Source organism: Mesorhizobium captivum, from assembly GCF_033977165.1.
GTDB lineage: Bacteria > Pseudomonadota > Alphaproteobacteria > Rhizobiales > Rhizobiaceae > Mesorhizobium > Mesorhizobium captivum.
Genome location: NZ_JAVIJB010000021.1, coordinates 42770 through 59405, shown reverse-complemented (window position 1 = coordinate 59405; position 16636 = coordinate 42770). Strand labels below are relative to the sequence as shown.

General features: G+C 63.3%; 19 protein-coding genes and 1 pseudogene. 12 read left to right on the top strand and 8 right to left on the bottom strand.

The genetic code is table 11. The annotated features are described in order from the left end of the window. Positions 1-80 precede the first annotated feature (80 nt). From RFM40_RS18725 to RFM40_RS18715, 3 genes are all read right to left on the bottom strand, one after another. Positions 81-2222, bottom strand: coding sequence for a vWA domain-containing protein (locus RFM40_RS18725; RefSeq protein WP_320277991.1), 2142 nt, complete (start codon positions 2220-2222; stop codon positions 81-83). Between the two features lie 2 nt (positions 2223-2224). Next, positions 2225-2788 carry an RNA polymerase sigma factor gene (locus RFM40_RS18720; protein ID WP_320277990.1) on the bottom strand — a complete coding sequence of 188 codons (564 nt, stop codon included), beginning with the start codon at positions 2786-2788 and terminating at the stop codon, positions 2225-2227. A gap of 63 nt (positions 2789-2851) precedes the next feature. After that, the gene (locus RFM40_RS18715; RefSeq protein WP_320277989.1) at positions 2852-3589 is read right to left on the bottom strand and encodes a dienelactone hydrolase family protein; all 738 of its coding nucleotides are present in this window, start codon (positions 3587-3589) and stop codon (positions 2852-2854) included. A 138-nt stretch (positions 3590-3727) separates the two neighbouring features. Here RFM40_RS18715 and RFM40_RS18710 point away from each other — a divergent pair, with 138 nt between their 5' ends. Beyond that, a complete protein-coding gene (locus tag RFM40_RS18710; RefSeq protein WP_320277988.1) occupies positions 3728-4012 on the top strand; it encodes a hypothetical protein in 285 nt (94 codons plus the stop codon). Positions 4013-4035: 23 nt separating this feature from the next. Here the strand turns inward: RFM40_RS18710 and RFM40_RS18705 are convergent, their stop codons facing one another. Then, positions 4036-4722: a hypothetical protein gene (locus RFM40_RS18705; protein WP_430691703.1), complete on the bottom strand. Its 687-nt coding sequence runs from the start codon at positions 4720-4722 to the stop codon at positions 4036-4038. Positions 4723-4811: 89 nt separating this feature from the next. Next, a complete protein-coding gene (locus RFM40_RS18700; RefSeq protein WP_320226861.1) occupies positions 4812-6386 on the bottom strand; it encodes a trimethylamine methyltransferase family protein in 1575 nt (524 codons plus the stop codon). A gap of 271 nt (positions 6387-6657) precedes the next feature. On the opposite strand from RFM40_RS18700, the gene RFM40_RS18695 reads away from it, so the two are divergent. Continuing rightward, positions 6658-7356 carry a corrinoid protein gene (locus RFM40_RS18695; RefSeq protein ID WP_224581288.1) on the top strand — a complete coding sequence of 233 codons (699 nt, stop codon included), beginning with the start codon at positions 6658-6660 and terminating at the stop codon, positions 7354-7356. An 85-nt stretch (positions 7357-7441) separates the two neighbouring features. Here RFM40_RS18695 and RFM40_RS18690 read toward each other — a convergent pair whose 3' ends face one another. Beyond that, positions 7442-7576, bottom strand: coding sequence for an entericidin A/B family lipoprotein (locus RFM40_RS18690; RefSeq protein ID WP_036258641.1), 135 nt, complete (start codon positions 7574-7576; stop codon positions 7442-7444). 53 nt (positions 7577-7629) lie between these two features. Between RFM40_RS18690 and RFM40_RS18685 the strand changes: the two genes are divergently transcribed. Continuing rightward, positions 7630-8259: a DUF1638 domain-containing protein gene (locus RFM40_RS18685; RefSeq protein ID WP_320226860.1), complete on the top strand. Its 630-nt coding sequence runs from the start codon at positions 7630-7632 to the stop codon at positions 8257-8259. A gap of 6 nt (positions 8260-8265) precedes the next feature. Here the strand turns inward: RFM40_RS18685 and RFM40_RS18680 are convergent, their stop codons facing one another. Together RFM40_RS18680 and RFM40_RS18675 are read right to left on the bottom strand one after the other, a co-directional pair. After that, positions 8266-8679 (bottom strand): NAD-dependent epimerase/dehydratase family protein, encoded by a 414-nt coding sequence (locus tag RFM40_RS18680; RefSeq protein ID WP_320277987.1) that lies wholly within the window; start codon positions 8677-8679, stop codon positions 8266-8268. 2 nt (positions 8680-8681) lie between these two features. Further along, complete coding sequence (locus RFM40_RS18675; RefSeq protein WP_320277986.1) at positions 8682-9179, bottom strand: NAD-dependent epimerase/dehydratase family protein; 498 nt, start codon at positions 9177-9179, stop codon at positions 8682-8684. A gap of 120 nt (positions 9180-9299) precedes the next feature. On the opposite strand from RFM40_RS18675, the gene RFM40_RS18670 reads away from it, so the two are divergent. The 9 genes and pseudogenes from RFM40_RS18670 (at position 9300) to RFM40_RS18630 (ending at position 16581) form a co-directional block, all read left to right on the top strand. Next, positions 9300-9872 carry a DUF4893 domain-containing protein gene (locus tag RFM40_RS18670; protein ID WP_320226858.1) on the top strand — a complete coding sequence of 191 codons (573 nt, stop codon included), beginning with the start codon at positions 9300-9302 and terminating at the stop codon, positions 9870-9872. 93 nt (positions 9873-9965) lie between these two features. Beyond that, positions 9966-10748 carry a formyl transferase gene (locus RFM40_RS18665; protein ID WP_320277985.1) on the top strand — a complete coding sequence of 261 codons (783 nt, stop codon included), beginning with the start codon at positions 9966-9968 and terminating at the stop codon, positions 10746-10748. A 136-nt stretch (positions 10749-10884) separates the two neighbouring features. After that, positions 10885-11187 (top strand): virulence factor, encoded by a 303-nt coding sequence (locus RFM40_RS18660; protein ID WP_041003951.1) that lies wholly within the window; start codon positions 10885-10887, stop codon positions 11185-11187. After that, positions 11180-11785, top strand: a complete 606-nt coding sequence (locus RFM40_RS18655; RefSeq protein WP_320226855.1) for a methylenetetrahydrofolate reductase C-terminal domain-containing protein — start codon at positions 11180-11182, stop codon at positions 11783-11785. The genes RFM40_RS18660 and RFM40_RS18655 overlap by 8 nt, the downstream gene beginning before the upstream one ends. Next, positions 11782-12873: a methylenetetrahydrofolate reductase gene (locus RFM40_RS18650; protein WP_320277984.1), complete on the top strand. Its 1092-nt coding sequence runs from the start codon at positions 11782-11784 to the stop codon at positions 12871-12873. Before RFM40_RS18655 ends, RFM40_RS18650 begins: the two co-directional genes overlap by 4 nt. A gap of 80 nt (positions 12874-12953) precedes the next feature. Continuing rightward, on the top strand, positions 12954-13928 hold the full coding sequence (locus tag RFM40_RS18645) for a methyltetrahydrofolate cobalamin methyltransferase (RefSeq protein ID WP_320277983.1): 975 nt from the start codon (positions 12954-12956) through the stop codon (positions 13926-13928). Beyond that, positions 13879-16040, top strand: a pseudogene (locus tag RFM40_RS18640) (ASKHA domain-containing protein). Before RFM40_RS18645 ends, RFM40_RS18640 begins: the two are co-directional and overlap by 50 nt. A 185-nt stretch (positions 16041-16225) precedes the next feature. Then, positions 16226-16411, top strand: a complete 186-nt coding sequence (locus RFM40_RS18635) for a hypothetical protein (RefSeq protein WP_059187048.1) — start codon at positions 16226-16228, stop codon at positions 16409-16411. Next, positions 16411-16581, top strand: a complete 171-nt coding sequence (locus RFM40_RS18630; protein WP_320277982.1) for a hypothetical protein — start codon at positions 16411-16413, stop codon at positions 16579-16581. Before RFM40_RS18635 ends, RFM40_RS18630 begins: the two co-directional genes overlap by 1 nt. Positions 16582-16636: the final 55 nt, after the last annotated feature.

Genomic DNA, 16636 nt, shown 5'->3' with positions numbered 1-16636 from the left:
GGTTCCGGAAAAGCCGTGCAATTTAACGATTGGCAAAAGGCCAGCGGATTTCTCGCCGGCCCTTTGTTCAATAGGCGGGGCTACTTGTTAGGTCCCAGCGACGACGCCAGGCGCACCAGCGACAGGAATTCGGCTCTGTAGCCGAACGGATCGGCGCCGCGGGCGGCGTTGGCGATCTCCAGGATCCGGTCGTAGCCGAAATTCGCCGTCTGATCCTCGTCGCGCAGCTTCTGCCCGAAGGCGGCGACCGCAACCGAGAAGCGCTGGTCGCTTCCTGCCTCGTCGAAGGACGACACCTCGTTGGCCGCGGTCACCGGCGTGGTGATCAGCTTCGAAATAGTCTCGTTCGGCAGCTTGTAGCGGATCTTGACGAAGGCATATTCGTCCGCGTTGGCAACGCCTCCATTGTCGACCTTCGCCTGGCCGTAGCGCAGCGGATCGACTTGTTCGGCGCCGCTGCCCTTCGGCGTGATCTCATAGACCGCCGTCACCGAATGGCCGGAGCCGATATCGCCGGCATCGACGCGGTCGTTGTTGAAATCCTCGCGCTTTAAAGCACGGGTCTCATAGCCGACAAGTCGGTACTCCGAGACCGTGGCCGGGTTGAATTCGACCTGGATCTTGACGTCCTTGGCGATGGTGAACAGCGTCGAGGACGCATCCTCGACCAGCACCTTCTCGGCCTCGGCCAGCGTATCGATATAGGCCGCCGTCCCGTTGCCGTTTTGCGCGATGGTCTGCATCATCTGGTCGTTCAGATTGCCGCGGCCGAAGCCGAACACCGAGAGAAACACGCCTGTCTTGCGCTCCCTCTCGATCAGTTGCTTGAGATCGTCGTCATCGGTCTGACCGACATTGAAATCGCCGTCGGTGGCAAGCATCACCCGGTTGATGCCGTCCTTGATGAAGGACTGCTGGGCAAGCTTGTAGGCTTCCTTGATGCCGGCCTCGCCGGCCGTCGATCCGCCGGGCGCCAGATTGTCGATGGCCGAAAGGATTTTTTCCCTCTCGGCCGCCTTGGTCGGCATCAGCACCGTGCCGGCATTGCCGGCATAGGTGACGATGGAGACGGTGTCGTCCGCTTTGAGCTTGCTGACCAACAGCCGGAAGGCGGACTTCAAGAGCGGCAGCTTGTCCGGCTCGTCCATCGAGCCCGACACGTCGATCAGGAACACCAGGTTGGCCTTGGGCTGCTCGGCCGGCTTCACGTCAAAGCCCTTGATGGCGACATGCATCAGCTTGGTACGCTCGTTCCACGGCGTCGGCATGACGGTGACGGTCGAATTGAACGGGGTTGCGGCCGAGTCCGGACCCTTCCAGTCGTAAGGGAAGTAGTTGATCATCTCCTCGACCCGAACCGTATCGGGGTCAGGCAGAGTGCCCTCTTTCAGCGAACGCCGCACGAAGGAATAGGAGGCGGTATCGACATCGATCGAGAAGGTCGAGACCGGATCCTGGGTGGTCTCGTGCACCGGATTGGTCTTGAAGGTCTCGATACGGTCGCGGTTTTCCTCCTGCGGCTGCAACTGTTCGGCCGGCATCGGCGCGGGCTGCGCCATCAGCCTGGAATCGGCGACGGCGCCGGCTGGCGCCTGGGCAGACTGCATCGCCGCTAAGGGCGCTTGAGTATTCGCGCGTCCGCCGGACGCGAGTTGACCGCTCTCCGCCGGCGCAGCCGGTGGCGCCGGCATCGCCTCGGGCGCCATCTCCTGCTTGGCCAGGCTATCGACCTCGGTCGCCGGCTTCGGCGGCGATGCGGGCGCAACCTGCGCCTCGTCTTCGACGCGCCTTTCGCTGTCGGCGTCGGTCTTCTTCTCCTTGGCGGGCGCCGCGGCCAGCGGCTCGTTGATCGCCGGCTGCTCGACCGCTGGCTTCTGCGCCACCGGCTTGTCGGCCACCGTTTCGGTGATCTTCCCGTTGCCGCCGATGACGGGCGGCTGTTCCTTCAACATCTCAAAAGCGGCATATCCGGCAATAGGCAGCGCGACCAGCGCGGTGATGGCCGGCGTGGCAATGAGTTTCCGTTGCATGATCTCTCTCCAGAGCTTTTGTGCTCGCTCCGTGAGACGAAGACCTGCTGCCGTTCCTTGGGTGGCAGTCGAATTATTTTCGTCCATGTCGAAGGCACGCATCGCGGCGGCGAAAGCGCGGGCTTTCGCCTCGCCGTCGGGCGCCGGCACCGCGAGATCGCGCAGCCTTTCGAGTTCGTTGTCGTCGACCATGGTCACACTTCCCCGGCTGAACGCATGAGCACCTTCAGCCGTTTCTTCGCTTCATGGATGTGCCAGGAAACCGTCGTTTCCGAGATCGCCATCACCTCGGCGGCCGCGGCGTGGCCGAGGCCCTCGCCATAGACGAGCAGCACCGCGTCGCGCTGCTTGTCCGGCAGCATGCGCACCGCCGCCCACAGCGCCTCGGTCGGGTCCTGGCTTTCCGCCGAACCCTCTCCCGCAATCAGCGCATAGGTGCCAAAGGCTTCGGTCTTGGCGGTATCGCGTGCGCGCTTGCGCATCATGTCGCGCGCCGCGTTCAGCGTCATGGCGTAGAGCCAGGTCGTGAAGGCGCCGTTGCCCTGATAGTCGCGGATCGCCCGGCCGAGCCGCACGCAGACATCCTGGGCGATGTCCTCGGCGTCCGCTTTCCTGCCGCACCAGCGATAGGCGGCGCGATAGACGAAGCCATAGTGCCTTTCGAGCAGTTTGCCGAAAGCCCTCCTGTCTCCGCCCCTCGCCCGCCCGATCAATTCGGCATCGGAGGCTTCGCTGTCGTCCAGCATCATCGCCGTCATTTGTCCGTTGGACGAAGGCTAATGGCGATTCCTTGGGGCTATGGAAGGATTTTTTGTGGAGACTTATCGGAGAGTTTCGCTGAAGAACGTCGTCAGCCGCTTCCAGTGACGCTCGGCGGCGGCTTCGTTGTAGACGCTATGGTCCTTGACGCACCAGCCATGGCCGACGCCGACATAATTCTCGATCGTGTGGTCGACCTCGGCGACCCTGAGCGCTTCGGCCAGCCGCGCCGATTGCTCCGGCGGAAAGCTGCGATCGACACCCGCGGTGCCGATATAGACGCGCGCCTTGATCGACGCCGCCTTGCGGTGCGGGCTGTCGGGCGCATCGCTCGCCAGATTGCCGCCGTGGAAGCTCGCCGCCGCCACGATGCGGTCGGGATGGGTTGCTGCTGCGTTGAGCGCCCGCGCGCCGCCCATGCAGTAGCCGACGACGCCGATTGGCCCGCTGATGTCCGCGGCAGTGAGCGCGTTGAGGAAGGCTCCGCTATCGCGGATGGTCATCTCCTGCGTCGTGCCGGTGACCAGCGCCATCAACTTGGTCTTGGTTTCCTCCACCGTGAAGGCGGTCTTGGCATCGAACGGACCATAGGGCGCGTTGCGATAAAAGAGATCGGGAACCAGGACGGCATAGCCGTTGCCGGCCAGCCTCTCCGCCATCTCATCGAGCACCGGGCGCGGTCCGAAAGCATCCATATAGAGGATGACACCTGCCTTGGCCGGGGAAGCCTTGGCCGAGCGGAACAAGCCCGCCTTCGCCACACCGTCATTGGTCTTGATCTCGATACTGCGTTTCGCCATGGCGGCTCCCCACTGATCGTGGCACATACATATCGGTGCCTGCAGGAAGGGCAAGGCGACGCTATCGGGCACGCCGTTCACAAAAGCGTATCGACCGACAGGACGATGCCGCAGTCAAACCCGTCCAACGGAGGTCACATGTGGCAAGCGGTTCTCTTCGCATTTTTGGCCGGCATCTTTGCCACCAATGGCATTCCGCACTTCGTCAAAGGGATAACGAAGGACTCCTATCCTTGCCTTTTCGGCAATTCCTCCGTTCCCAACTTGGTAGCCGGATGGCTGAGCTTCGCGGTGGCAATCCTGTTCGCTTATGGGACCAACATCGAGCAGTATCCCCTGGCATCCCTGGTTTCGGGTGCCGTCGGGGTGTTGCTGATGGGTCTCTTTCACGCGGCGGGACTGGCCTTCGGCCAGAAATCCTAAGCGTCGCCGGCATAGAAAAACGGCTAGCGCATGAAGCTTGCCATGTGAAAGGCCTGCACCTCCGGCGCATAGCGATAGTCCGTGCCATACGGACATGCATTGCGGTCGAGGCATCCGCCGGTCCGGCAAGGCTCACCGCGAGGTCCGCGCACATGGCCGAGGCAGGCTTGATGGCCAAAACCCTGCTCGGAATAGGCATCGACCGGACAGGATTTTAGGCAGGGTTTGTCGGCGCATGTGTCGCAAAGATGAATCGTTTGGTGAGGTTCGGGGAGGAAGATCTCCTCCTCGAACAGCAGCGCACCGCGATAGGCGTGCCAGAGCCCATACTGCGGATGCATGAGGATTCCGAGCGGCGACGGCTTCAGCCCCTCCGCCCGCATCGCCCATTGCTGGAACGGCAGATAGGGCCTGTCGGAAGGCGACACCATGCGGGCGCCGAATTCTTGCGCGACCGCGCCGATCACTGCGCGCGACCAAGTGTCGAGCGGGTTGGCAATGCCCCTCGACTGCCGCTCTAGCCAGCGCCGGAAATGCGACCAGGGCACCGCGCCCGCCTGCCCAACCAGCAGAACGGACTTCGCCGGCGCACCTGAAAGACTGGCAGGCGCGGCTTCATCGCTGGCAAAACTGAAGCCGCCGCGCAAAATCAGACCGTGCGTTGCCAGCGCGGCCGCGATTCCATCAAACGTGCCGCGCAGAAAAATCATCCCTTCCGGTCCGGGTCGGAGAACGCGCTCCGCCAGACTTCCTTATGGATGATGTTGGCGACTTTAGCCCGGCCTGACTCGGGCTCCTTTCACGTGAAAGCGTCGGGCATCGAGGCTTTCTTGTTGGCGATGAAGTCCTTCAGCGCCTCGTCGATCGCCGGATCGAGATGCGGCGCCTCGTAGCTTTCCAGCCAGCGGCGGGCGAGCTCATTGGCACGCTGCGGCGCCGTCTTCTCGCCTTCAGCCAGCCACTGCTCGTAGGAATTGTTGTCGGCGATGTTGGAGCGGTAGAAGGCGGTCTGGAAATTCGCCTGCGTGTGGTCGCAGCCGAGATAATGGCTGCCCGGCCCGACCTGGCGGATGGCATCCATCGCCTGCCCGTTTTCCGACAGATCGACGCCCTCGGAAAACTTCTGCGTCATGCCGAGCTGGTCGATATCCATCATGAATTTTTCGTAGCAGGACGCGAGGCCGCCCTCGAGCCAGCCGGCCGAATGCAGCACGAAGTTGGTGCCGGCAAGGATCGTCGAGTTCAGCGTGTTGGCGCTTTCATAGGCGGCCTGCGCATCCGGTATCTTCGACGCGCAGAGCGAGCCGCCGGTGCGGAACGGCAGGCCGAGCCGGCGCGCGAGCTGTGCGGCGCCATAAGACACCAGCGACGGCTCCGGCGTGCCGAAGGTCGGCGCGCCGGACTGCATCGAAATCGACGAGGCGAAGGTGCCGAACAGCACCGGCGCGCCCGGCCGGATCAGCTGGGTGAACGAGGCGCCGGCGAGCACTTCGGCCAAGACCTGCGTCAGCGTGCCGGCGACGGTTACCGGGCTCATCGCGCCGGCCAGGATGAAGGGGGTGACGATGCAGGCCTGGTTGTGGCGCGAATAGACCTTCAGCGCACCGAGCATGGTCTCGTCGAACACCATCGGCGAGTTGGCGTTGATCAGGCTGGTCAGCACCGTGTTGTTCTCGACGAAGTCGTCGCCGAACACGATCTTGGCCATAGCTATCGTGTCCTCGGCGCGTTCCGGCGCCGTCACCGAGCCCATGAACGGCTTATCCGAATAGCGGATGTGGCTGTAGATCATATCGAGGTGCCGCTTGTTGACCGGCACGTCGACAGGCTCGCACACCGTGCCGCCCGAGTGATGAATCGACGGGGCCATATAGGCGAGCTTCACGAAGTTCTGGAAATCCTCGATCGTCGCATAGCGGCGGTTGCCGTCGAGGTCGCGCACGAAGGGCGGGCCGTAGACCGGCGCGAACACCGTCGCGTTGCCGCCGATCTGCACCGAGCGCTCGGGGTTGCGCGCATGCTGGGTATAGATCGAGGGCGCGGTCTTGAGCAGCGAGCGGCAGAGCCCTTTCGGGAAATGCACGCGCTCGCCTTTGACATCGGCGCCGGCCTCCTTCCACAGCGCGAGCGCCTCGGCATCGTCGCGGAAGATGATGCCGATCTCTTCCAGCACCGTATCGGTGTTCTTCTCGATCAGCGCCAGACCTTCCTCATTGAGGACCTCATAGACGTTGATCTTGCGCTTGATATAGGTGAGCTGGGTGCCCGGACCGCCGCCTGAACGGGCCGCGCGTCTGGCCGCCGCGCCGCCGCTGGCGCCGCGTCCGCGTCGTCCGCCCGACGCTTCCTGCTCGACTGCCGCGTTATCGCTCATGATCGTTCTTCCTATAGATTGGCCTGAATCGGCTCGCGGCCGCTTTGGCGCCGCTTCTTGCCGGATCGTAGCCATGCACCCTATTGGAAACGGCCCGCCAGCGCCAACGCCTGTCGCAAAATCGACAAGAAAAGCGCCAACTTTTCAGTCGCTTTCCTTTTGTGGGAAGTCGCAAATCAGCTATGGCTACCTTGCCCTCGCGGGTTAGGTATTGGCGCATCGATTTTTAAGCTGCCGCAAGCATTCCGAGCAGCAAGGAGCCCGAGAAAAAATGTCCGACGACGAGATCATCCTTTCCGAGCTTTCCGACGAGGAACTCGTGCAGCAGATGCACGACGACCTTTATGACGGACTGAAGGAAGAGATCGAGGAAGGCACTCATATCCTGCTCGAGCGCAACTGGGCGCCGTACAAGGTGCTGACCGAGGCGCTGGTCGAAGGAATGCGCATCGTCGGCGAGGATTTTCGCGACGGCATCCTGTTCGTGCCGGAAGTGCTGCTCTCGGCCAACGCCATGAAGGCCGGCATGGCGATCCTGCGTCCGCTGCTCGCCGCCACCGGCGCGCCCAAGCAGGGCAAGATGGTGATCGGCACGGTCAAGGGCGACATCCACGACATCGGCAAGAACCTCGTCGGCATGATGATGGAAGGCGCCGGCTTCGACGTCATCGACCTCGGCATCAACAATGCGGTCGAGAAGTATCTGGATGCGATCGAGCAGCATCAGCCCGACATCATCGGCATGTCGGCCCTGCTCACCACTACCATGCCCTACATGAAGGTCGTCATCGACACGATGAAGGAAAAGGGCATCCGCGACGACTATGTCGTGCTGGTCGGCGGCGCGCCGCTCAACGAGGAATTCGGCAAGGCCGTCGGCGCCGACGCCTATTGCCGCGACGCGGCGGTGGCGGTCGAGACCGCCAAGGACTACATGAAGCGCAAGCACAACGTTCGCGCTTCCGCCTGACCCAGGGCATCAGGATGGACCAACAAGAAAAGCCGCGCCTTGCAGCGCGGCTTTTTTGTTCCCAGATGATGGACGAGGCTGCCGATCAGTTGACAGTGTCTTTGACCGCCCTTGCCGTCGATTTGACGTCCTTGCCGACGCCCCGGATTGTGTTGGCGCAGGCGGTGAGTGCAAGCGCGCAGGCCAGGATCGCCATCGGCGCGATGCGTAGCAGTTTCATAGACGGTGTCTCCCTCGACAGATATTAAGCCCCGCAGCGAAAGCCGGCCCGACTTGGTCAAAACGCAAAAAAAGAAACCGAATCAAATAGACAGGCTGCTCGTCATCGCCTGCGGGATGATTGCGCGCGAAGTTTTGGCCGTCAAGCAACAGCTAAAGCTCGACCATCTCGAGCTGACCTGCCTGCCGGCCGAGTTCCATTTCTATCCGGACCGAATCGCGCCGGCGATGGACAAGGCGATCGAAAAGGCCAAGGCGGAAGGCTACAAGCACATTTTCGTCGGCTATGCCGATTGCGGCACCGGCGGCTTGCTCGACCGCGTCATCGAGAAGCACGGCGTCGAGCGCATGGCCGGCCCGCACTGCTTTGCCTTCTACCAGGGCATGGACGCCTATGCGAAGGTCGCCGACGACGACATGATGTCGTTCTACATGACCGACTTCCTCTGCCGCCAGTTCGAGGCCTTCTTCATCAAGCCGCTCGGCCTCGACCGGCACCCCGAACTGATCAAGGACTATTTCGGCAATTACGAGAAGCTGATCTACCTGGCGCAAACTGACGATCCCGAGCTCGACAAGGTTGCCGAGAAAGCCGCCGCCCTGCTCGGCCTCGCCTATGAGCGCCGCTCGACTGGCTATGGCGATCTGACCGGCGAACTGGCGCACGCGGCAGCCGGCGCTTGACGGTTCTCAGGCCTCTGCCGCAAGCGCCGCAAGCACATCGGCAAAACTCGTCTTGCAGACGAACCCGAGCTTTTCCCTCGCCCGCGACGGATCGTAGACGCGGTCGATCGAGGAGAACATCGTCCAGCCCTTCCTCGCATAAAGCCTGGGATAGTCCGGGAAATAGCGCGCGACGGCGACCGGCGCATCGGCGATCAGCTCGGCGCAGTCTTCGGGTCGGAACGGCGTCGGCGCGGAGACGATGAAGATGTCGAAGCCGAGGCTCGGCGCCTTCTCCAGCGCCGCGACATGGGCTTCTGCCGCGTCCTCCACCGTCAGCCGCCGGAACAGCAATTCGTTCGCCTTCGTATAGGCGTCCGACTGCTCGATCGCATGCGCCATGTCGTCGGACTCGGGAAAGAAGCGGGCCGTGCGCAACACGACTACCGGCGCCCGTGCTCGATATGATAGAGGCGGCAGAGATGCTCGGCGGAAAGTTTCGTCACGCCGTAGATGTTGCGCGGCTCCGGCGACATCTCTTCCGTCAGCCAGGCCGCCTTGCGCGCGCCGCCCTGAAAGCCGGCGCGGATCGCTTGTGAGATCATCAGCGACGTCGTCGAGGTGAAGACGAAGCGCTGTACGCCCGTCGCCAACGCCGCGTCGAGCAGGTTGAGCGTCCCTTGCACGTTCGTCGCGACGAAGTCAGCATTCTCATAGCACTCGATATTCGGCTTGTGCAGCGCGCCGCTGTGGACGATGGCCTCGATGCCGTTTTCGCTGACCGTCCGCAGGACAAGCTCGCGATCGGCAACCGAACCGACCACCTCAGTCTGCGTCGACGGAACCGGGTCGAGGCCGGTCACTTCATGGCCGAGTGACTTCAGCCTCGGCGCCAGTGCGCTTCCCAACCAACCGGACGATCCCGTGAGCAAGATACGCATCGATCATACCGCCATTTCCGCTCTCACGCTGTTAAGCACGGATGACAGTGGCCCGCGAACGGGTAAGTTGTGCGCCAGAAGACAAAACAACTGTTCCAGCCACCAATCCGGGAATACATCATGACCCGTCGCCTGCTGCTTGCCCTTTGCCTCATCGGCTTCGCCCCGCCGGCCCATGCCGACGGCGAGGTGCAGAAGCTGATCACCGCCGCCGACAAGGCGCGGCTCGACAAATATGGCGAGACGCGCAAGGCCGCGCTCGAGGAAGCGAAGGCCGGCGATCCGGCCGAGGTCAGAGAGCTCGATGCGCTGCTTGCCAAGCCATTGGTCGCCTTCTCCGACAAGGATCTGACCGGCAACTGGAAATGCCGCACCATCAAGGCCGGTGGGATCAGCCCGCTCGTCATCTATGGCTGGTTCAAATGCAAGGTGAGCGACGATGGTTCCGGCTGGCGGCTGCAAAAGATCAGCGGCTCGCAACGCACCACGGGCCGCTTCTTCGACGACGGCGAGAAGCGCGCCATCTATCTCGGTTCGTTCTCGGTCAACGACGACAAGGCCAAGCCCTATGGCAGCGGCCCCGAAAGCGACCAGGTCGGCTACACCTTCCGCAACAGCGCCACCGAGTGGCGCATCGAATTCCCCGCGCCCTATTACGAATCGAAGCTCGACATCATGGAATTCAAGCGCTGAACACAGCCTGCATACCTGGCTAAGGTCGCGGCACACCAAGGATTAACTCACCCCGCATAGCATTCGCCCTGGTTTTGTGAGCGGGTGCTTGCCATGGCAGCGTCGGAATCCAGTCCGCGACAGATTGTGGTCGTCACCGAGGGCGGCCCGCATATCTGGGCCATCGTCAACGCGCTTGCCGATCGCGTCGGCCCCGTCAGCGTTATCCTCGAAACCCCTGAATCCAAGAAGCGTTTGCTGCTCGGCCGGGCGCGGCGCCAGGGCTGGATCTCGGCCACCGGCCAACTCGGCACCATGGTGCTGACCAGGCTCGGCAAGCGCTTCCTTGCAGCCCATGCCGCGCGTCTGATTGCCGAGGAGAAACTAGAGACGGAGCCTCGCCCAGGCCAGGCGATCGTCCATGTGCCTTCCGCCAACGGGCTGGAATGCCTCAAGGAAATTACAAACATCAAGCCGGGCGTTGTCCTGCTCGCCGGCTGCCGGCTGCTGTCGAAAGACACACTCGCGAAGATGCCCTGCCCGGTGCTCAATTATCATGCCGGCATCGCACCGAAATATCGCGGCATGAATGGCGGCTACTGGGCGCTGGCTTCCGGCGACGCGCAGAATTTCGGCACCACCGTGCACCTGGTCGATACCGGCGTCGATACGGGCGGCGTGCTGAAGCAGGCGCGTGGCAAGCCGAAACCTGGCGACACCATCGCCAGCTACGCGCTGCGGCAAGCGGCGTTCTCGCGCGACATCTGCGTCGAAGCAGTGAAGGATACTTTGGCCGGAAAGCTCACGGCGATCGATCCCCGCCTGGCGTCGAAGCAATGGTATCACCCGACGATCTGGTTCTACCTTTGGACCGGGCTGACGAGGCGCGTCTGGTAGTCAGCCGGCGACGGATTTTCAGCATTCGCTTTGCGGCCTCCGACAGCGTCGCTTTTGAAGGCGCGCGCGTCGTCCCATAACAAGCGGGCCAATGGCGCATGCGGCAATGCTCGCAGCATCAAGGAGCAAGAGTTTCATGGCCGATCTGATCGTCGTCTACTGGCGCGACATCCCCGCACAGGTCATCGTCAAGAAGGGCCGGCAGAACGCCAAGCGCGAGCTGCCGTTGCGCTTCACCGAGGCGATCGACATGTGCGCCATGCGCACCGGCGCCGGCGGCACCGACGACTACCTGGCCGAATGGCGCAAGGCCGATCCGGTTCCAGTTGGCGACGACATCGAGGCCGAGGTCGAGAAAGCCTACCAGGAACTCGACGCGAAATATGACCGCGAGCGCCTGGTCGCTCTGGTCAAGGCTGGCGGGAAAGAAAATGTCTGAGACAACTCCTGTCAAAGAAGGGGCTGCTGTTACCCAGGCCACTTTGGTCAAGAAGGCAGCGCCGAAATCCGACTACAAGCCTGCCGACGTATCGCCGCAGCGGCGCGTCCAGCGCACCTTTGCGGTGCGTCTGTGGTCGATCCGCCATTCGCGATTGCTCGAATGGTTCTACAGCAGGTTCGCCGACGTCTTCCTGCTCTTGCATCCGCTGTGGAAAGGTGTCGGCTATGGCCGCGTCGAGGCGCCGGTGAAATTCGTCGAGAAGCGCGTCAAGGGCTTCATGTTCGACTGTCGCATGTGCGGCCAATGCATCCTGTCGTCGACCGGCATGTCCTGCCCGATGAACTGCCCGAAGCAACTGCGCAACGGCCCTTGCGGCGGCGTGCGCGCCAATGGCAATTGCGAGGTCGAGCCGGACATGCCCTGCGTCTGGGTCAAGGCCTGGGAAGGCTCGCGCAACATGAAGCATGGCGACAAGATCCTCACCGTGCAGAAGCCGGTCGACCAGTCGCTGCGCGAAACCTCGGCCTGGCTGCGGGTGACCGCGCAGGCCGCCGCCGCGCGGGAAACGACCCAGAAGCCCGGAGCTTCGGCATGAACGCCCGCCAGCGCGACGAGAACCCGGCCGGCATCCACCTGCCGCTCGATCCTCTGCCCGGCCACACGTCGCGCGGCCGGCTGGAGCGCGTGCTGCGGCGCGGCGAGTTCGCGGTGACGACCGAGCTCAATCCGCCAGACAGCGCCGATCCCGAAGACGTCTACAACCGCGCCAAGATCTTCGACGGCTGGGTCGACGCGATCAACGCGGTCGATGCATCGGGCGCTAATTGCCACATGTCGTCGGTGGGTATCTGCGCGCTGCTCACCCGCATGGGGTATGCCCCGATCATGCAGATCGCCTGCCGCGACAAGAACCGCATTGCCATCCAGGGCGACGTGCTGGGCGGCGCGGCAATGGGCGTGGCCAACATGCTCTGCCTCACCGGCGACGGTGTGCAGGCCGGCGACCAGCCGGGCGCCAAGCCGGTGTTCGACCTCGATTCCATGTCGCTGCTCGAAACCATCCGCATCATGCGCGACAACGGCAAGTTCCTGTCCGGCCGCAAGCTGACCACGCCGCCGCAGGTCTTCCTGGGTGCAGCCGTCAACCCCTTCGCGCCCCCTTACGATTTCCGGCCGATCCATCTCGGCAAGAAGATAGCCGCCGGCGCGCAGTTCGTGCAGACGCAATACTGCTTCGACGTGCCGATGTTCAGAACCTTCATGCAGAGCGCGCGGAACTTGGGGCATACGGAAAAAGTCTTCGTCCTGTGCGGCGTCGGGCCGCTGGCCTCCGCAAAGACCGCGAAATGGATCCGCTCCAACGTGCCGGGCATCCACATTCCCGAAGCGGTCATCAAGCGGCTTGAAGGCGCGCAGGACCAGAAGAAGGAAGGCAAGCAGCTCTGCATCGACATCATCAACGAGGTGAAGGAAATTCCAGGCGTCGCCGGCGTCCATGTGATGGCCTACCGCCAGGAAGAGTATGTCGCTGAGATCGTCGATGAATCGGGCGTGCTGAAAGGCCGCCAGCCCTGGAAGCGGGAGATCCGCCGCGACGACCAGTTGGTCGCCGAGCGGCTCGACCACATACTGCATGACGAAATTACCGAAACCCAGGTGGACATGGTGAAGACCGCGCATTAACGGCGCGGCCGACACGCATTCGCTTGAACGAAATCAGATAACGATATAAAGAACTCTTTATATCCCGACGGAGAGATCGCATGACCCGCACCATCGTCGCCTCGGCGACCCGAGAAATCGTCATCGGCTTCGACCAGCCCTTCTGCGTGATCGGCGAGCGCATCAACCCGACCGGCCGCAAGAAGCTGGCCGCTGAGATGGTGGCCGGCAATTTCGAGACCGTCATCAAGGACGCGCTGGAACAGGCCGCCTGCGGCGCCACCATGCTCGACGTCAATGCCGGCGTCACCGCCGTCGATCCCAATGCGACCGAGCCGGCGCTTTTGGTGCAGACGCTGGAGATCGTTCAGAACCTGGTCGACCTGCCGCTGTCGATCGACTCCTCGGTTTCCGCCGCGATAGAGGCGGCGCTGAAGGTCGCAAAGGGCCGCCCGCTGGTCAACTCCGTCACCGGCGAGGAAGAGAAGCTCGAAGCCATCCTGCCGCTGGTCAAGAAATACAACGTTCCTGTCGTCGCCATCTCCAACGACGAGACCGGCATTTCGATGGATCCGGATGTCCGCTTCGCCGTCGCCAAGAAGATTGTCGAGCGCTGCGCCGACCACGGTATTCCCGCGCATGACGTCGTCGTCGACCCGCTCGTCATGCCGATCGGCGCGCTGGGCGATGCCGGCCGCCAGGTGTTCGCGCTGCTGCGCCGCCTTCGCGAAGAGCTCAAGGTCAATACCACCTGCGGCCTCTCCAACATCTCCTTCGGCCTGCCGCACCGCCACGGCATCAACGCCGCCTTCATCCCGATGGTGATCGGCGCCGGCATGACGAGCGCCATCATGAATCCGGTCCGCCCGCAGGAAATGGAAGCCGTGCGCGGCGCCAACGTTCTCAACGGCACCGACGAGAATTGCACCACCTGGATCCGCACCTACAAGGACTACAAGCCGGCCGAAGGCGGCCACGCGGTTGCCGCACCCGTGGCGGTCAACGCGCCTGGCGAAGGCGGCGGCAATGGCGGCCGCCGCCGCGGCGGACGTGAGGCCCGCATGGCGAGGGCATAAGGTAGAGATTGTGACTTTTTCGACAGAGGGAGGCATTTGCATATGAACCCTCCCCCGAACATAACCGATCCGCTCGTGCTGTTCATGCCGTCCGGCAAGCGCGGGCGGTTCCCTGTCGGCACGCCGGTGCTCGACGCCGCGCGCCAGCTCGGCGTCTATGTCGAGAGCGTGTGCGGCGGCCGCGCCACCTGCGGGCGCTGCCAGATCGAGGTGCAGGAAGGCAATTTCGCCAAGCACAAGATCGTCTCGTCCAACGACCACATCTCGCCCAAGGGCGCCAAGGAAGAGCGCTACGAGCGTGTGCGCGGCCTGCCGGAACGGCGGCGTCTCTCCTGCTCGACGCAGATCCTCGGCGATCTCGTCATCGATGTGCCGCAGGACACGGTCATCAATGCCCAGACCATCCGCAAGGATGCCGACACAAGGGTCATCGCCCGCGATACCGCGATCCGCATGTGCTATGTCGAGATCGAAGAGCCCGACATGCACAAGCCGCTCGGCGACCTCGATCGGCTCAAGATCGCCTTGATGAAGGACTGGGGCTTCAAAAACCTCGAATTCGACTTTTATCTGCTCCCGCAGGTGCAGGGCATCCTGCGCAAGGGCAACTGGACCGCCACCGCCGCCATCCACAAGGATGCCGACGCCGACATCGCGCGCGTCATCGCGCTGTGGCCCGGGCTGAAGAACGAGGCCTACGGGCTCGCTTGCGACATCGGCTCGACGACGATTGCCATGCATCTGGTGTCGCTGCTCTCGGGCCGTGTCGCTGCTTCCTCCGGCACCTCCAATCCGCAGATCCGCTTCGGCGAGGATCTGATGAGCCGTGTCTCCTACGTGATGATGAATCCGGACGGCCGCGAGGGTATGACGGTCGCCGTGCGCGAGGCCGTTTCCGGCCTCGTCGACAAGGTCTGCGCGGAAGGCAACGTCCAGCGCAATGACATCCTCGACGCGGTGTTCGTCGGCAATCCGATCATGCACCATCTCTTCCTCGGCATCGATCCGACCGAGCTCGGCGGCGCGCCGTTTGCGCTGGCGGTCTCCGGTGCTGTGCGCATCAAGGCTTCGGACCTCGGCTTGAAGCTGAACCAGGGCGCGCGCCTCTATATGCTGCCTTGCATTGCCGGCCATGTCGGCGCCGACGCCGCTGCGGTCACGCTGTCGGAAGGCCCGCACCGCCAGGACGAGATGATGCTGATCGTCGACGTCGGCACCAATGCCGAGATCGTGCTCGGCAACAGCACGCGCGTCGTGGCGGCCTCCTCCCCAACCGGCCCGGCGTTCGAAGGCGCGGAGATTTCCGGCGGCCAGCGCGCCGCACCCGGCGCCATCGAGCGCGTTCGCATCGACCCGGAAACACTTGAGCCGCGCTACCGCGTCATCGGCTCGGAGCTCTGGTCCGATCAGCCGGGCTTCGCTGAAAGCGTGCAGGCGACGGGCGTCACCGGCATTTGCGGCTCCGGCATCATCGAAGTGATCGCCGAGATGTATCTGTCGGGCATCATCTCCGAGGACGGCGTCGTCGATGGATCGCTCAGCGTGCGCTCGCCGCGCATCGTCCCCAACGGCCGCACCTTCTCCTACGTGCTGAAAGAGGGCGAGCCAAAGATCACCATCACCCAGAACGACGTGCGCGCCATCCAGCTCGCCAAGGCAGCACTCTATGCCGGCACCAAGCTATTGATGGAAAAGCAGCATACCGACCATGTCGACAGCATCCATTTCGCCGGCGCCTTCGGCTCTTTCATCGATCCGAAATACGCCATGGTGCTGGGCCTGATCCCGGACTGCGACCTCGACAAGGTCTCGGCCGTCGGCAATGCCGCAGGCGCCGGCGCGCGCATGGCGCTCTTGAACCGCGGCTATCGTCGCGAGATCGAGGAGACGGTGAGCAGGATCGAAAAGATCGAGACGGCGCTTGAGCCGAAGTTCCAGGAGCATTTCGTCTACGCCATGGCGCTGCCGAACAAGGTCGACCCGTTCCCGAAGCTGGCGGCCGCGGTGAAGCTGCCGCCGCGCAAGGCGACGAGCGAGGATGGGGTCGCCGGCGATGCCACCCCGCGCCGGCGCTCGCGTGAGGAACGCGCGGCACGGCGCGGGCGCGAATAGGCCTGCTTCTCGCCGACACGCTTTCGATTTCATTTGCATGCAAATGTTTCCGGATCGGCCCGATCCGGAAACCGAAACGCTGTTTTCGTGAAATCCGCTGGAAACATGTCGGGCGCATTTAGCCCGCCATCGAAGGGCTGGCATGGAATGTCTTCAGGCCGGCGCGACCTTCCGGAGGAACCACAATGTCGATGTTCGATAATCTCGGCCGCTTTGGCGTCACCATCAGGCAGGCCCACGCCCGCAACAAGGCGATCCGCGCGCTCAACGACCTGCCGGCGCATGTCCAGAAAGATATTGGCTGGCCGGCCTCGCCGCCGAGCGACCCGCAGGCAGCCCTTCATGCGCTGCTTCTGGGCACGCCGCGCTGATGACCTTCACCGACAAATGCAAGCTGCTCGGCAGGCGCCGGGGCCGACAGGCGGCCTCGGCGACCGACGACAACAAGCTGCGCGCCGCGCTGCTGCCGGGTCGACAGCGAGGCGGCCCCCCGTTGCATCACGTTGATGTGCCCGCGACGAACCTTGACATTTTTAACTGAGGTACAATCTTCGATTAGTCGGGGAACTCTCTTAGTCGGCTCTGCCGAAGTCCGT

Coding starts and splice junctions, on each gene's coding strand:
- RFM40_RS18675 (WP_320277986.1), bottom strand. CDS start 9,179: ATGCGTATCTTGCTCACGGGATCGTCCGGTTGGTTGGGAAGCGCACTG.
- RFM40_RS18700 (WP_320226861.1), bottom strand. CDS start 6,386: ATGAGCGATAACGCGGCAGTCGAGCAGGAAGCGTCGGGCGGACGACGC.
- RFM40_RS18650 (WP_320277984.1), top strand. CDS start 11,782: ATGAACGCCCGCCAGCGCGACGAGAACCCGGCCGGCATCCACCTGCCG.
- RFM40_RS18725 (WP_320277991.1), bottom strand. CDS start 2,222: ATGGTCGACGACAACGAACTCGAAAGGCTGCGCGATCTCGCGGTGCCG.
- RFM40_RS18710 (WP_320277988.1), top strand. CDS start 3,728: ATGTGGCAAGCGGTTCTCTTCGCATTTTTGGCCGGCATCTTTGCCACC.
- RFM40_RS18720 (WP_320277990.1), bottom strand. CDS start 2,788: ATGACGGCGATGATGCTGGACGACAGCGAAGCCTCCGATGCCGAATTG.
- RFM40_RS18695 (WP_224581288.1), top strand. CDS start 6,658: ATGTCCGACGACGAGATCATCCTTTCCGAGCTTTCCGACGAGGAACTC.
- RFM40_RS18690 (WP_036258641.1), bottom strand. CDS start 7,576: ATGAAACTGCTACGCATCGCGCCGATGGCGATCCTGGCCTGCGCGCTT.
- RFM40_RS18705 (WP_430691703.1), bottom strand. CDS start 4,722: ATGATTTTTCTGCGCGGCACGTTTGATGGAATCGCGGCCGCGCTGGCA.
- RFM40_RS18635 (WP_059187048.1), top strand. CDS start 16,226: ATGTCGATGTTCGATAATCTCGGCCGCTTTGGCGTCACCATCAGGCAG.
- RFM40_RS18630 (WP_320277982.1), top strand. CDS start 16,411: ATGACCTTCACCGACAAATGCAAGCTGCTCGGCAGGCGCCGGGGCCGA.
- RFM40_RS18670 (WP_320226858.1), top strand. CDS start 9,300: ATGACCCGTCGCCTGCTGCTTGCCCTTTGCCTCATCGGCTTCGCCCCG.
- RFM40_RS18645 (WP_320277983.1), top strand. CDS start 12,954: ATGACCCGCACCATCGTCGCCTCGGCGACCCGAGAAATCGTCATCGGC.
- RFM40_RS18665 (WP_320277985.1), top strand. CDS start 9,966: ATGGCAGCGTCGGAATCCAGTCCGCGACAGATTGTGGTCGTCACCGAG.
- RFM40_RS18660 (WP_041003951.1), top strand. CDS start 10,885: ATGGCCGATCTGATCGTCGTCTACTGGCGCGACATCCCCGCACAGGTC.
- RFM40_RS18715 (WP_320277989.1), bottom strand. CDS start 3,589: ATGGCGAAACGCAGTATCGAGATCAAGACCAATGACGGTGTGGCGAAG.
- RFM40_RS18655 (WP_320226855.1), top strand. CDS start 11,180: ATGTCTGAGACAACTCCTGTCAAAGAAGGGGCTGCTGTTACCCAGGCC.